This is a genomic window from Bacillus solimangrovi (assembly GCF_001742425.1).
Taxonomy (GTDB): domain Bacteria; phylum Bacillota; class Bacilli; order Bacillales; family Bacillaceae_N; genus Bacillus_AV; species Bacillus_AV solimangrovi.
In genome coordinates, this window is the sequence record NZ_MJEH01000022.1 from 1 (window position 1) to 14,124 (window position 14,124).

The 14,124-nt window shown below is 32.2% G+C and carries 16 protein-coding genes; 6 read left to right on the forward strand and 10 right to left on the reverse strand.

Features of this window, described 5'->3' with window-relative positions:
* The first annotated feature begins 159 nt into the window (after nt 1-159).
* On the forward strand, nt 160-489 hold the full coding sequence (locus tag BFG57_RS08715) for a hypothetical protein (protein WP_069717103.1): 330 nt from the start codon (nt 160-162) through the stop codon (nt 487-489).
* Nucleotides 489-680, forward strand: a complete 192-nt coding sequence (locus BFG57_RS19615; protein ID WP_069717104.1) for a CGNR zinc finger domain-containing protein — start codon at nt 489-491, stop codon at nt 678-680. The genes BFG57_RS08715 and BFG57_RS19615 overlap by 1 nt, the downstream gene beginning before the upstream one ends.
* Before the next feature lie 221 nt (nt 681-901).
* On the opposite strand, the gene BFG57_RS08725 is transcribed toward BFG57_RS19615, so the two are convergent.
* From BFG57_RS08725 to BFG57_RS08750, 6 genes are all read right to left on the reverse strand, one after another.
* Complete coding sequence (locus BFG57_RS08725) at nt 902-1,165, reverse strand: hypothetical protein (RefSeq protein WP_069717105.1); 264 nt, start codon at nt 1,163-1,165, stop codon at nt 902-904.
* A gap of 748 nt (nt 1,166-1,913) precedes the next feature.
* Complete coding sequence (locus tag BFG57_RS08730; protein WP_069717106.1) at nt 1,914-3,083, reverse strand: mandelate racemase/muconate lactonizing enzyme family protein; 1,170 nt, start codon at nt 3,081-3,083, stop codon at nt 1,914-1,916.
* A 691-nt stretch (nt 3,084-3,774) separates the two neighbouring features.
* Nucleotides 3,775-4,488: a DsbA family oxidoreductase gene (locus tag BFG57_RS08735; RefSeq protein ID WP_069717107.1), complete on the reverse strand. Its 714-nt coding sequence runs from the start codon at nt 4,486-4,488 to the stop codon at nt 3,775-3,777.
* 620 nt (nt 4,489-5,108) lie between these two features.
* Nucleotides 5,109-6,056, reverse strand: a complete 948-nt coding sequence (locus tag BFG57_RS08740) for a DUF4097 family beta strand repeat-containing protein (RefSeq protein ID WP_069717108.1) — start codon at nt 6,054-6,056, stop codon at nt 5,109-5,111.
* Nucleotides 6,053-6,613, reverse strand: a complete 561-nt coding sequence (locus BFG57_RS08745; RefSeq protein WP_069717109.1) for an HAAS signaling domain-containing protein — start codon at nt 6,611-6,613, stop codon at nt 6,053-6,055. The genes BFG57_RS08740 and BFG57_RS08745 overlap by 4 nt, the downstream gene beginning before the upstream one ends.
* Nucleotides 6,600-6,929 (reverse strand): PadR family transcriptional regulator, encoded by a 330-nt coding sequence (locus tag BFG57_RS08750; protein WP_069717110.1) that lies wholly within the window; start codon nt 6,927-6,929, stop codon nt 6,600-6,602. The genes BFG57_RS08745 and BFG57_RS08750 overlap by 14 nt, the downstream gene beginning before the upstream one ends.
* Nucleotides 6,930-7,237: 308 nt before the next feature.
* Between BFG57_RS08750 and BFG57_RS08755 the strand changes: the two genes are divergently transcribed.
* From BFG57_RS08755 to BFG57_RS08770, 4 genes are all read left to right on the forward strand, one after another.
* Nucleotides 7,238-8,308 (forward strand): DUF3900 domain-containing protein, encoded by a 1,071-nt coding sequence (locus BFG57_RS08755; RefSeq protein ID WP_069717111.1) that lies wholly within the window; start codon nt 7,238-7,240, stop codon nt 8,306-8,308.
* 175 nt (nt 8,309-8,483) lie between these two features.
* On the forward strand, nt 8,484-8,786 hold the full coding sequence (locus BFG57_RS08760) for a hypothetical protein (RefSeq protein ID WP_069717112.1): 303 nt from the start codon (nt 8,484-8,486) through the stop codon (nt 8,784-8,786).
* 427 nt (nt 8,787-9,213) lie between these two features.
* The gene (gene fbpA / locus BFG57_RS08765) at nt 9,214-9,591 is read left to right on the forward strand and encodes a Fur-regulated basic protein FbpA (RefSeq protein WP_069717113.1); all 378 of its coding nucleotides are present in this window, start codon (nt 9,214-9,216) and stop codon (nt 9,589-9,591) included.
* Between the two features lie 324 nt (nt 9,592-9,915).
* A complete protein-coding gene (locus BFG57_RS08770) occupies nt 9,916-11,016 on the forward strand; it encodes a DNA alkylation repair protein (protein ID WP_069717114.1) in 1,101 nt (366 codons plus the stop codon).
* 138 nt (nt 11,017-11,154) lie between these two features.
* Here BFG57_RS08770 and BFG57_RS08775 read toward each other — a convergent pair whose 3' ends face one another.
* From BFG57_RS08775 to BFG57_RS08790, 4 genes are all read right to left on the reverse strand, one after another.
* On the reverse strand, nt 11,155-11,472 hold the full coding sequence (locus tag BFG57_RS08775; protein WP_069717115.1) for a hypothetical protein: 318 nt from the start codon (nt 11,470-11,472) through the stop codon (nt 11,155-11,157).
* Nucleotides 11,473-11,674: 202 nt separating this feature from the next.
* Nucleotides 11,675-12,376 (reverse strand): ABC transporter ATP-binding protein, encoded by a 702-nt coding sequence (locus BFG57_RS08780; protein ID WP_069717116.1) that lies wholly within the window; start codon nt 12,374-12,376, stop codon nt 11,675-11,677.
* On the reverse strand, nt 12,369-13,142 hold the full coding sequence (locus BFG57_RS08785; RefSeq protein WP_069717117.1) for an ABC transporter ATP-binding protein: 774 nt from the start codon (nt 13,140-13,142) through the stop codon (nt 12,369-12,371). The genes BFG57_RS08780 and BFG57_RS08785 overlap by 8 nt, the downstream gene beginning before the upstream one ends.
* Nucleotides 13,126-14,124, reverse strand: coding sequence for a branched-chain amino acid ABC transporter permease (locus BFG57_RS08790; RefSeq protein ID WP_069717118.1), 999 nt, complete (start codon nt 14,122-14,124; stop codon nt 13,126-13,128). The genes BFG57_RS08785 and BFG57_RS08790 overlap by 17 nt, the downstream gene beginning before the upstream one ends.

Sequence of the window (14,124 nt, forward strand, 5' to 3'; positions counted from 1 at the left end):
AATATAAAGCACCAGCAAAGCTTGGTATTCCTGCAATATAAACCTTCATAAACAACCTCCTTGTAACGATTAAATTCATTATTAACAGTTACTTATGTATAATGAAATCATACCAAATAGTGTGTAACGAATCAAACATATTTTAGGAGGTTACATTAGTTGTTTTTAGAATTCATCAATAGTCAATGGCATCAAAATTTTAAAGGTAATGAAGTATTATATGATAGGAATTGGATAAAGGATTTTGTTCTTAGATTTGGGCTAGATTCTCTTGCTCAACCTACTAATGACAACATTGAAAGCTTGATCAAATTGAGAAATTTGCTTGTAACAATGCTTCAAGAATATCTTCAAAATGAAAAATGCTCTGAAGATAGTTGGAAAACCTTAAACAAATTAATTGAATCTACAACTTTTCATCAAAAAATTGAAATAACAGATACTATAAAAGTTGTAAAACAACCATTAGAAATAATTGGACATGGGTAATGAGTGAAATTGCACTATCATTTGCACAAACAATAGCTTCACATCATTATGAAAAAATTAAAGTTTGTGAAAATAAAGAATGTCAATTTTTCTTTTTTGATACGAGTAAAAACAATAGCAAAAAATTTTGCTGTACTAAATGCGCAAATTTAATAAAAGTAAGGAGATTTAGAGAAAAACAAAAAAAGTAGAATATCGTCTTTTTTCATATTGTTACGAGGAACTCTCATAATTAAAGAGTTCCTTCCAATACTCCTACAATTTCATTTTGACTTTTTGATTTCTGTATAATTCTCTATTGTTATAGAACCCTACTTTATCAAATATAAATTAAGGAGAAGAGGTCTATATTATAGCTTAGGAAAATGAAATGACATTAACAGGATTGTTCTAAAATTGATATGACAACTATTTAAACGATTGTGTATATGAATCCATCTTTCTTAAATGTGATCATAAGTTTCGATTGTAATATACCAGATTCTATTAACCATTTATTCACAATATCAAAATTGTTGATTACCTGTTTTTCATTAGTGTATTTATTCGAATGAAACGATTTTGAATCAAACGGATCTTTTTCTGCTCTTAATCTACCTGAACCACCACATGTTTCACAAAATGGCTCATTGCCTTCGCATTTACAAGGAATCACTTTTATCATTTCAATTGCCACAGAAAACATCTCCTATCTTTTTATCTTCCAGTTAAGATACCTTTCTTATATCTACCACATTTCTATAACAAAAAAACCTTTACCACGAATGGTAAAGGTTTTAAACAAATAAAGACCTTTACCAACTGATAAAGGTCTTGCTAACAACGTAATGTTGCCAACAAAGCCGAGAGTAATATACTCCGTAATGACGACTTTGCTGTTAAAGCTACTCCCCTTTAGGAGAACTATTTTATTGAATATACTAATTTTATATTGAAATCTATAAAACAGTCAATAGATATTATGATCCAACACAATTTAGACAAATAATTAATAATAAAAAAAGTGCACTGTAAACATCTGAAGATGAATTATTTCACTTATTCAATGATTATTTGTATACATTAATCATACCAGGCTTTAAAATGTTGTAATTTAAACATATTAATTTATTACTCAAATACGGTATGTGAAATTTTAATTCATCTTGTTTTTCTAATGAATAATCCCTTTTTACAAATTATTAATACCTCATGATTTTAACTCCTTACTAACTTGTTCCTGTAGTTATTTTACAATGTTGTATAGAATGAAAAAACAAATATATATTTAGAATTGCAAAGATACTGACTTAGAATAACATTTCATCTTAACAATTTAAAAATTCTGTAAAGTAGATTGTTCTTATCTACTCTACAGAATTTAAAGTTTAGATTACAGGTTGACGTTTAATCGAACTTCCATGTGTTATGATGCATTACATACTTTAACGTATAAGCTCTTTTATTGTACTATTCTCTTTCACAGTGTATTTTTGAATCTTCTCTTCATCTAAAGTAATACCTAAACCTGGACCATCAGGAATAATCACATATCCATCACTATCGATATCAATTGGTTTGTCTAACATAAAGTCTCTGGATTCCAGCGTCCAGCTCTTAACTTCTAGAGGGAACTCAACAAAACTTCCATTTGAAATCGCAGCAACTAACTGCAGGTTGGCTGCTAATCCAATACCATTACTCCACGTATGCGGAGTGAATAGAGCTTGGTTCATTTCAGCTAATTCCGCAATTTTCTTTCCACCTGTGATTCCACCAGAGAAAACGACATCCGTCTGATACACATCAAGAGATTCATGTTTTAATAGTTGTTTAATTTCATGCATTTTAGAGGTCATTTCAGCCCCAGCAATGCGAAGCGTTTTCATGTTAGAACGTAGCCTTGCTAACCCTTCAAAATCAAACTGATTCAATGGTTCTTCTAGCCAGTACACACCCATCTTTTCTAATTCGAGTGCAATTTGTAAAGCAGTATGGTATGACCAAGTCGATTCTTCTGCACTAACCTTCCACCCTTGATTAGCATCAACCATAATTTCCATCTGTGAACCAAAATTTTCACGAATTGCCTCAATCATTTTCAAATCATCTTTTGGATTTGGAGAATGGAAGCGGATCTTTATTGCTTTGAATCCTTTTTCAATATAGTACTCTATATCTTCAAGACGCTCTTCAATTGGTTTTAATTCACCTGTGCTTACATAAGCAGGTATTTTCCTTTTATTCGATCCACCAAGTAAATTAGCTACTGGTTGTTTTAAATATTTACCCTTAATATCCCAACAAGCATGTTCAATTACCCATGGACGAGGGTTTCCGAATAGTGTTGCTGCTTCTAGATGCTTATGAATCTCACTAATTTCTAATGGATTTCTACCTAACAGCAACGGCTTGAGCTTTTCTTCTATAAATACTTTGAACTCATTGCCTAAAAAACCAACTGTTGCCCCTACTCCCTCAATACCTTCGTCTGTACTGACACGAACTAGAATGAGATCGTGATAAGGTTGGACTCTTCCAGCCGCCCAAGTTGCCTTAAATGGAACTGACATTGGATAACAAATATGTTGAACATCAATATCTGTAATTTTCATGTTTATTCCTCCTAATAATTCTTGACCTTCGCCAAGATAAATTGGGCAAGGGATTCCTTAATCTTTTTTTGTTGTAACCGCTTACAATTTCAGAAGAATTAAGGTTAATTTATACTTAATGGTTCCCATCATGAATCGTTTCTGGAATTTTCTCAAGAACAATTGGAATTCCCTTATGAACAAGACTGCTAATTTCAAAACTTAATTGTATCGAAACCAAAAACCTCTTAAGTAGCTCCTTCAAATTATTTACCTAAATGATCCGAACACATCTATTGTTTTTTCATTACATCCTCCTTTAATTTAATTCGATATGATGAAATAGCATCATCTATTACATAATTCCATAAGGTGAAACAGATACCTCCTTTATTTATTACTATTTTTCGGAATAATTAAATATATCTTACATCTAATCGAAGCAGTTCGATTAATATTAAATGAGCAATGATATGAAGATTTTAATGCCCTTTCAGTAAAGAAAGATTGGATTGTTTTCATAATACTGATTTTATTAAAAACAGTTAATAATCGAAAAGATAATCTACAAAAACCCTCATTAATGGCTTACATGTTTAACTTTGTCAATTCTCAATTTTGATTACATTAATACGCTTTCATATAATGCGTAACAAAAAAGGTGGACTTACAAGTTTGAGTAAGTCCACCTTTTCTAATTCTGAATTATTAATTAAATGTCACAGCCATCATCGCTACAAGTTTCCCCTTGCACACCTTTTGAATTTAGTGATTGTAATGGACTAGCCTCATTTTCTTCTTGCCATACTTTATTCAATGCACCTGCAAATGTTTCGGTTGATTGCGCACCAGAAATGGCATATTTTTCATTTATAACGAAGAATGGAACACCTTGGACACCAATTTGCTGTGCTTGAGCTTCTTCTGTACGTACCTCTTGTTCATAGCCTGATCCAGAAAGGACGTCTCTGACTTCTTTCCCTTCCAAGCCAGCTTGTTCAGCAATTTCTGTAATCGTATCATGATTACCAATATTCTTACCTTCTGTAAAATGTGCATACATGAAACGCTCTGTAAGCTCAGTATCTTTGCCTTTTGCTTTTGCAAACTTCGCTACTCTGTGGGCATCGAAAGTATTCGTTGGAATAGATTTATCGAATTGGAAATCTAACCCAACCGTTGCAGCTTGCTGAGCTACATTATCGCTCATTTGCTTCGCTTGTTCTACCGAAGTTCCATATTTTGATGCTAAAACTTCAAATAAACTTTTATCCGTATTTACACTTGCATTCGGATCAAGTTCAAAGCTTTTATATACAACCTCTACTTCATCTTTATGTGGAAATTGTTCTAACGCCTCTTCCAAACGACGTTTACCAATATTACAGAATGGACAAACAAAATCAGACCAAACTTCTATTTTCATACATGCACCTCATTTTATATAATTTAACGAATTGATCATAACATAAACATATTGTTATTTTATAGTAAAATGCTCAACATGAGTATGTCAGATGAGCTAAGTATGTTACTAATAATACTTAGTATTTTATTTTTGTACTTATTACGTTATCAGAATCATTCTGGTTATATTCAACCCCATCTTTTCAATTTCAATAAGTATGAATCAATTTAATAATGCATCGTTCTAATTAAGGTTAAATAAAATAAATTGTTATTCACAGACTTTAGATTGTACATTTATTTCTTGAAGTGTTTTAAATGATTTCTTGTTATATTTTTTCTCCTGTTATAATAAATTTTGATGCATTCAATGGTAGCAACAATCGTAGTTTTATAATATTTGGAAATTTCAATCCTTCAATTTTAACATTTGCTTTCATTCAACTAAACTACTCATATGTCATCTAGCTTTAGGTGTAACACAAGTACTCTAATAATCACGAAAATAAAAAAACTTTTGAATCAAAAATTAAATTCAAAAGTAGAAGACGTGCTATTTAAACTTAACATTTCGCATTTTATAATTATTAATGGCTTACCTATACGTCAGGCACCAACCGTTACACTGTATACAATCAATTATTGGAGTGAAAAGTTGCCTGAAGAAATATTAACTTGTAGTTCATAATCTCCTGAACCAATTGTCCCAATTATTCGATCATTCTCTTTCTTTTCATAGTTTATACCATCAATATCGATACGACCTCTACCAGAACTACTGTTAAAGTCGATATACAATGAAGAAGGTGTATTCAAATATTCAACCTCAACATCGCCACTAGAAGCTTTTGCATGAATATTTCCAGTTGACTCTTCATTAGTAATATTTATATCACCTGATAAATTTTTCGCGTTAATATTTCCAAAAACATTCGTTAAGAACATATGGCCAGAAGAAGCTTTAAAGTAAGATTCATTTGCAATTTGATCTTTAATTTTTATGTTCCCTGAAGTTGCGGATACATCTATTTTGTCTGTTTTAACATTTTCAGTTGCTACATTTCCCGAAGTAGCGGATATTTCTATATCATCTGCTTGCACTCCATCGATAAATATATTGCCTGAGGAAGCGGATATTTCTAACTCATTAGCATTAACGCCTTCAGTATCAATTTTTCCGGAAGAACTGTGTATTTTAACATTATCATATTCTTTTTCAGGTAAATACACCGTAACCGTAGTATCCATCATCGTTATTCCCATATGAAAATACGTATTTGGTTTACGGAATTTCACCTTTAAGCTATCACCATTATCTGAGATATCAAGTTTATAATTATCTTTAAGCTTCTTACTTACTTTTCCGTTAACTTCGAAAATAAAGTTCTCATCATCAGAAGGAATAACAATAATATCTGATGATGAAAAATTGATATCGACATTTTTTATATCTTTATTTATAATTACTTGCCTATCAGATAAATCAACTAAATTTGAGAAAAAACCTCCTGAAGCTTTTATTGAAACGACTGATCCAATAACCCCTATGAAGAACAAAACGAATAAACCTATCAACAACTTCTTCATGCTCTTTTTCCTCCTTTTACAATTTGAATATTGAATTTAATGTAACGAAGAATCATATTATAAAAAAACTTTCCAACATGAATCATACCAATACCCATTATTAACCCTAGACTACATAAGGTGATCGCAACAAAAATATTAGTAAACACATCTCCAAATGAATTTCCAATTAAGATTGAAACAATCATTAATACTGGTGATAACGTTAAGATAATAGAAGTTGCACATAAGCTTACAAATACACCGATTAACCCTATAACTGGCCCTAATACAAATACAATATTTAATAAACTAAGACTTATCGTTTCAAAAATGGCACGTGATAAATTTTTCACTGATTTATCCTTTTCAGCTCGCTCAATTCGATAATCGGACAATAAATCACGTGCAATCATTTGTGGAGATCCTAATTCAGCAATTAGTTCGTTTTCTGATTTTCCATTTTCCATCCCAACTTCAAAATGTTCTTCGTAATCATAAATAATTTCTTTTCGATCATACTCTGGGATTGGCGCAAGTAAGTGTTCAAGATTTAGAAAAAACTCATGTTTGTTCATTTTCTATCCCCTCCTTAATAAATAGATTTACAGCCCTCGAGAATTGTTCCCACTCTTTAATTAACATAATCATGTAATCGTTACCTTTAGATGTCATTGAATAGTACTTTCTTGGGGGACCTTCAGTTGACTCTGCCAGATAAGTTGTGACATATTCTTCTTTAGTCAATCTTCTTAATAAAGGATATAATGTCCCTTCCGCCATTTGAATTTTATTCGATATATTTTGAGCTAATTCATAACCGTATTGATCTTTCTTCGATATTAGAATTAGTACACATAGTTCTAAAACACCTTTTTTAAATTGGACATTCACTATAAACACCCCCTTTATTTTATTACTAGTACATCCTAATTAAAACAATTTATACAATGTTTACCACAACTATATATTACCAATCAGTAGTGAATAATGCAAGGTACCTAACGAAATTTAAACGCCCATTTTATAAAGTTTTCACTTTAACACCAGTCATCGAAGCATCTAACATATATAATTACTAATTAAACCCGCTCTTAATAAAAATCAAGCAAATAATAATAGCTACTGTTGAACCTCTATCTTAACTCATGTAAACTTTTCATCATCTATACACTTTAAATTTGATCAAAGGAATGAACATTATGGACTTTGAAATAGAATATTTATCTTTCTTTGTCGTTGAAGTAAACAAAAATAAAGAACAAACAGATAAATCTTACAAGCATTTTCAAACTTTAAATTCGGAAACATATGAAAATAGTGCACTTAAGGGATTTCTAGATGGAGAATTGATGAAAATTAGTAAACGTAAAGTTGAAAGACATCCAAAATCAACACAGGCACCAACGAAAATTGGACGGTTTATTATCGAACCTGGCTATGGATACGATTCAAATCCTAATTTCAATCTCTTTAATCGATTACGTAAAGTAACCGATGAACCTTCATTTCAAGATGCAAGCAATGAATTCGTTAGAGCATATGTAGAAACTAGTGCAGTTCGAGGTGGTGCGTTAATTACAGCTCGTGCAAAACTGAGTAAATATTTTGATGAACCTTTTGTATTCTTATTGAAATGTGATTTTGAACCGAAAGTAGCTTCAATCACAGATGAGAATAGTCTCATTCATCATGTTGAAATGGCAATTACTACAAAGAATATGAAATCGATACAATATCCATATATGCCAGAAGAGGGAATAATAGAAGAAGGAGAACTAAAGATCCACCAATCCTCTCACGCTAATTATTTCGAGGACTTTTTAAAATTTGTTCAATATGAAGATGCGATGCCAGATATAATGAAAAATCAAGTTATGGAAATGGTACAACAGCACATTGAACAAACATATGAACCAGAAAGTCAAGAACGTTTGTCATTTCAAAATGAAATCGAAGTTTGGGAAGCAAGTGCTGAAAGAGAAATTAGAGAGCACTTAACACCAGATCAAGTAACTGAGGCAACATCTCAAATCATAGAACATAGCCCAGAAGTGGACTTAAAAATGAAAATAGACCATATATCAATAAAGGGATTACTCTCAGATTTTGCAGAACAAATTCATGTGGCTAAAGTCAATGACAGATATGTAGTTTTGATTGAAGGGGACTCTATCTCGTTTGACAAGCAAGGGTTCTCTCCAGTCGAGTTTCTTCGACCTGATGAACTACATGAAGTTGTTGAAAAGGTTATTAAAAAGAATCAATATTAAAAGATCGTGTTCAAAAAGGAGGATAAAAAGTACCGAGAAGAACAAGGAGGCGAAGGTTTGAGCACCGGAGTGTATGTTTGTAAGGTATATGAGGAGCGGAAAAATCAAACCAACTCAGTTATTCGACAGTCATTTTCCCCAGACTTTTTGAACATTCTCGGAAAGGAGTAATAAAATGTTTGAACAAGTACTTGATAAATTAACTATTTCACTAGAAGACTGGTCTAATATGCAAAATACTTCTGATCATGAAGGCGAAGAATGGGCAGAACGTTTTGAACGACATTTCTATGAATTCATTGATACATTAAAAGTTTGGTTCGAACAATTAGATACACGACCATACTCGATTGAATCGGCTGAACAATTGCCAGAGATCAAACAAATAATAGATTGTTTACCTGGGCCGCTGCAATTAAATTTTCTTACGGAACTCGAATATATTATAGAAGGTCATGAACAAGTCAGGTACGATTGACCTTCTCTTCTCTATTACTTCAGTAAATAAAAGTATCCCGTTCAATCTCGATGTTGACTTATTATAGATATGACAATGCATAACGGTTATCAATTGACAAAATAACTATGTGTATTATACTATAGTTACATAATAATTGAATACATCTCCTAAAGGGGAGTAGCTTTAACAGCAAAGTCGTCATTACGGAGTATATTACTCTCGGCTTTGTTGGCAACATTACGTTGTTAGCAAGACCTTTATCAGTTGGTAAAGGTCTTTATTTGTCTAAAACCTTTACCATTCGTGGTAAAGGTTTTTTTATATTAAATACGTAATAATGTGAGAAATTGCATAATATGCAATAAATATTTTTTGAAAATGTGATTCTATTAATTAAAAAGAGGGTAAATAATAGAAGACACACTAATTGGAGGTTAAGTATATTATGAACAAACTTAGAGCACTTACATTAGCAGGAGCAATTACATTAAGTAGCCTTAGTTCAAATAGTGTAGTTGCACATAGTGAAGAGAATTCTGATACATTAAAAACTGCATATACTAACGAATCTGATGAAAATATATCTCTTCAAGAGACAGAAGGAAAATCTAAAGCAGAAAATAAACAAGTTGATAAACTTTCATTAACATTTGATTTGGAAACAGCTGAAAACTCATTGAATGACGAAATCGAACTTTCTGAATCAGAAAAGGACGATTGGATTTCACTACTCATAGATAATGGTATTTTCAAATCACCTGATAATCGTCACCTTTATGAACTCAATGAAGTTGAATTATTAAATTTAATAGAAACAATTTAAAATAATCATAAATTGTTGTTAGATAAAATTTTCCCATTAAAAAACAATAAAGATAGTAAGGTTCAGTTTACTAAATGAAGAAAGTAAACTGAACCTTACTATTACACAAAACCCCTTCTACGTTCCCCTCAAACCTCCCACATTGATTCCCAAAATTATCGCTAGAATGCTAGTAATTTATTCTGTTAAAATTGAAATAACAGCATGAAATGGATTTCTTCAAGTGAAATTTTCTGAAACTACTTTGAATTACTTATACTTGTTAATGTCTAATCAAAAAGGGATTATTTCTGTTATTTCAATAACATACTATAGGAGGATTTTATGGAACCCATTAAAAATACATATAATGAAACCTTCATCAATAAGGTTGCAGAATCTATTTTAAATTATGATTCAAAGTTTCAAAAAAAAGAATTCCATATGTTAGTTTTCAATAACGACTGGGATAATTATGAATTAAAGGAAAGAATGAATCATGTAACAAAGTGCTTACATGATTGCCTTCCGAAAGATTTTGAATCTGCAATATCAATAATAATGAAAGTGGCTCCTGATTATTCGTTTTCTTATGGATTTGCTCCAATGATATTTCCTAACTATGTAGAAATGTATGGATTAGAGAATTGGGATGTTTCAATCAATGCATTAGAATTATTCACAAAATATTCTTCATCAGAATTTGCAGTTCGACCATTCATCATAAAAGATAAAGAAAGAATGATGAGCAAAATGCTACAGTGGGCACAAGATGATAATCATCACGTTCGTAGACTTGCAAGTGAAGGTTGTCGAACTAGATTACCTTGGGCAATTTCTTTACCTGAGTTTAAAAAAGATCCAACTATGATTATTCCAATTTTACAATTGTTAAAAAACGATTCTGAGGAATATGTTAGAAGAAGTGTAGCGAACAACTTAAATGACATTTCTAAAGACCATCCTGAACTCGTACTAACTATTGCTAAAGATTGGTATGGACAATCAAAGACAACCGATTGGATAGTAAAACATGGCCTTAGAACATTGCTAAAATCAGGACATACAGAGGCATTACAAATTTTTGGTTTCGATAACCCTAAACATATTGATGTAAAAAACTTAAACATAACTAATCAAAAGGTTCAGATTGGGAACCAACTATCTTTTTCATTTATAATTCACAAAAATAATGAAGAACATGCTAAATTAAGACTTGAATATGCTATTTATTTCATGAGAGCAAATGGGAAATTAACAAAGAAAGTATTTAAAATATCTGAAAGAGAATTCACACAAGCTGATGAACGAATAAATCGTAATCATTCATTCAAACTCATTACAACTCGTAAGTACTACCCTGGAATTCATAAATTATCTATAATAGTGAACGGTGTAGAAAAGTCAGTTGAACAATTTGAATTAATGAATGCATCTGAAAAATAAGTAGTAGAGTACTACTTATTCAAAATGAAATATCTACAAAGATTATATTAAAACCCACTTCAAAACGACGAACAATTGAAGTGGGTTTCAATCTATCTTCAGCATTTCGAATAAATTGTTTTAATCGATTGTATTACGTTACTCTCCAGGTGTATTTTGAATATTTGGTTGTTGATTTGACTTGTTTGTCGGAATAATTTCTTCCCCTAGTTCAGTAATAGCTTGTCTTATAGGCATGGAAGAATGTTGTAAATTCTGCGCGATACTTTTAAACGTTTTAGATGACATAATATCGCGATTTCGGTTCATGCTGAAAAAAACAGCTGCTGCCCCTACTCCGACTATGGAGAGTATACTATTTGTCCTATTATTTCTTCTCATTCGAAAAGGCTTCATCAACTTCTTTGTACGACTCATTTTCATGAAATTCTTCGTTAGTCGGTTCATGTTGTTCATTCGTTTCCCCTCCTGTACCAACTATTGCTTGTCGATTTAGTTCTTCAAGCTTTTATATTGTTCCTTATCCACAAAGAATTTATAAATGGAAAGTCCGTACAATAAATACTTATCCCTACATTATTTAATTTGAACGTATATAAAATGATCTGCATACCAAACTAATACTTGATCACAACGACTAAATATAAGTATATAGTTCCTAATGACCTAAATATGCTTCCTTAATGCTCGTATCTTCTAACAATTCTATTGCTGGTCCTTCTTTAACAACTTTACCAATTTCTAGAACGTATGCATAATCAGCAATTTTTAACGCCTGTCTTGCATTTTGCTCAACGAGTAATACTGTTGTACCTTCGTTATTTATTTCTTTTACAATTTCGAAAATGTCTTGTACGATAAGTGGTGCAAGTCCCATCGAAGGTTCATCCAATAGTAATAACTTTGGCTTGGACATCAATGCTCTAGCAATTGCAAGCATTTGTTGTTGACCACCTGAAAGTGTACCACCTAATTGCGATTTACGTTCCCTTAAAATTGGAAAACGATCCATTACTTTTTCTAAATCCTTGCTTACTTCACCATCTTTACGAGTATATGCACCCATTTCAAGGTTTTCTAATACAGTCATACCTGAAAGAATTGCACGCCCTTCTGGCACTAGAGCAATCCCCTCTTCAACAAGCTGATCAGGACGATACAATGTCATATCTTTATTTAGAAACTCAACAGTTCCTTGTTTCGGTTTTAATACACCAGCAATTGTTTTCATTGTTGTTGTTTTTCCAGCTCCATTTGCACCAAGTATCGTAACGATACTCCCTTTAGGAACTTCAATTGTTACTCCCTTTAACGCTTGGATATTTCCATAATAAGTATGAATATTTCTAACATTAAGCAAGTTCTTCTTCCTCCTCTCGACCGAGGTAGGCTTCAATAACAACAGGATCATTTTTAATTTCATTTGGTGCGCCTTCAGCGATTTTCTTTCCAAAGTTTAACACAGCCATTCGATCACAAATTCTCATTACAAGTGGCATATCATGCTCAATTAATAAAATGGTAATCCCTAGTTTTTTTATTTTTTGTACTAGCTCAAATAAGTCGTTCGTCTCCTTCTCATTCATCCCTGCTGCTGGTTCATCCAACAACAATAACTTTGGTTCACTCGCCAAAGCACGAGCAATTTCAAGCCTACGTTGCTGTCCATATGCTAAGTTGTCTGCAAACGTATCTTCATAATCACTTAAACCAACCAGCTCTAATAGCTCCCGTGCCTTCTTGCGTATGTGACTTTCTTCTTGTTGTTGCTTTTTTGTTCTGAACACGCTCGACCATACCCCACTATATGTTCTGGAATGTTGTCCTACAGTAACATTTTCGAGTACAGTCATTTCTGGGAAGAGCCGTATGTTTTGAAAGGTTCGACAAATTCCTATCTTTGTAATGTCATGTGACTTCATACCTGTTAATGTTTGATTTTCAAAAGTAATCGTACCAGAAGTAGGAGAAAACATTGCTGTCATGATATTAAACATTGTTGTTTTACCAGCACCATTTGGACCTATTAGTCCAAAGACTTCCCCACTTTCTACTGAAAAAGAGACATCTGTCAAAGCTTGAATACCTCCGAACTTTTTTGAAATATTTTTAACTTCCAGAACCATGGTTCGGACTCTCCCCTTCTGTTTTATTGTTCGTATGTTGTTTTTTCTTTTTTTTGAACTTACTTATCTTATGAATCATATTGTAATCAATTAATCCTTGTGGACGAAAAGCCATCATTAATACGAGAATTGCACCGTAAATCATGTAGCGATACTCACTAAGTTCACGTAACACTTCTGGCATTGCAGTCAAAAAAGTAGCACCAAATATCGGTCCCCAAATTACTTCACTTCCACCAAATACTGCAAAAATTAGAATTTCAACAGCTCTATGATAAGCAAAATCAGATGGACTAATATATGAGGTAATATGGGCGTATAATGCACCTGCAAAACCTGCGACTAGTGCTCCTTGAGCAAACGCAAGAATCTTATAATAGGTAATGTTTATACCCATTGCTTCAGCCGCACTTTCATCCATTTTAATTGCTGCAAATGCTCGTCCAACTCTAGAATGGTGTTGTCTCACGAAGAAAATGATTAATACAATCGTAACAAGCAGAAGGAGGATGAAAACTATTATACTTACGAACTGATTGTTTTGTAATCCTAAAGATTGAGCATTAAATCCGAATTCCCTTAATGTTTTAAAAATTTCTCGCCCAATATGTGGAATCGAAGAAATCCCTATCGCACCTTGCGTTATTCCTTCTAAATTAACAAATAAAACGCGTATAACTTCCCCAAATCCTAGTGTTGCAATTGCTAAATATACCCCTTGTAATCGAAGAGTCGGCATACCTATCATGATTCCTACTAAAGATGCTAAAACAGCCCCACAGATGATACCGATCACTAATGGAACATCATAATTAATTGTTAATATTGCAGATGTATAAGCACCAATACCCATGAAACCAGCATGTCCTAATGAAAGCTGTCCAGTAGATAATGTAATATAGATACTCACACCTAAAATAATATTTATAAGAATAAATGACATAACTTGTAAATAATATGGGTTAATCATTTGTGCTAACAT

Coding starts and splice junctions, on each gene's coding strand:
- BFG57_RS19615 (WP_069717104.1), top strand. CDS start 489: ATGAGTGAAATTGCACTATCATTTGCACAAACAATAGCTTCACATCAT.
- BFG57_RS08730 (WP_069717106.1), bottom strand. CDS start 3,083: ATGAAAATTACAGATATTGATGTTCAACATATTTGTTATCCAATGTCA.
- BFG57_RS08735 (WP_069717107.1), bottom strand. CDS start 4,488: ATGAAAATAGAAGTTTGGTCTGATTTTGTTTGTCCATTCTGTAATATT.
- BFG57_RS08740 (WP_069717108.1), bottom strand. CDS start 6,056: ATGAAGAAGTTGTTGATAGGTTTATTCGTTTTGTTCTTCATAGGGGTT.
- BFG57_RS08745 (WP_069717109.1), bottom strand. CDS start 6,613: ATGAACAAACATGAGTTTTTTCTAAATCTTGAACACTTACTTGCGCCA.
- BFG57_RS08755 (WP_069717111.1), top strand. CDS start 7,238: ATGGACTTTGAAATAGAATATTTATCTTTCTTTGTCGTTGAAGTAAAC.
- BFG57_RS08760 (WP_069717112.1), top strand. CDS start 8,484: ATGTTTGAACAAGTACTTGATAAATTAACTATTTCACTAGAAGACTGG.
- fbpA (WP_069717113.1), top strand. CDS start 9,214: ATGAACAAACTTAGAGCACTTACATTAGCAGGAGCAATTACATTAAGT.
- BFG57_RS08770 (WP_069717114.1), top strand. CDS start 9,916: ATGGAACCCATTAAAAATACATATAATGAAACCTTCATCAATAAGGTT.
- BFG57_RS08775 (WP_069717115.1), bottom strand. CDS start 11,472: ATGAACAACATGAACCGACTAACGAAGAATTTCATGAAAATGAGTCGT.
- BFG57_RS08785 (WP_069717117.1), bottom strand. CDS start 13,142: ATGGTTCTGGAAGTTAAAAATATTTCAAAAAAGTTCGGAGGTATTCAA.
- BFG57_RS08790 (WP_069717118.1), bottom strand. CDS start 14,124: ATGTTAGCACAAATGATTAACCCATATTATTTACAAGTTATGTCATTT.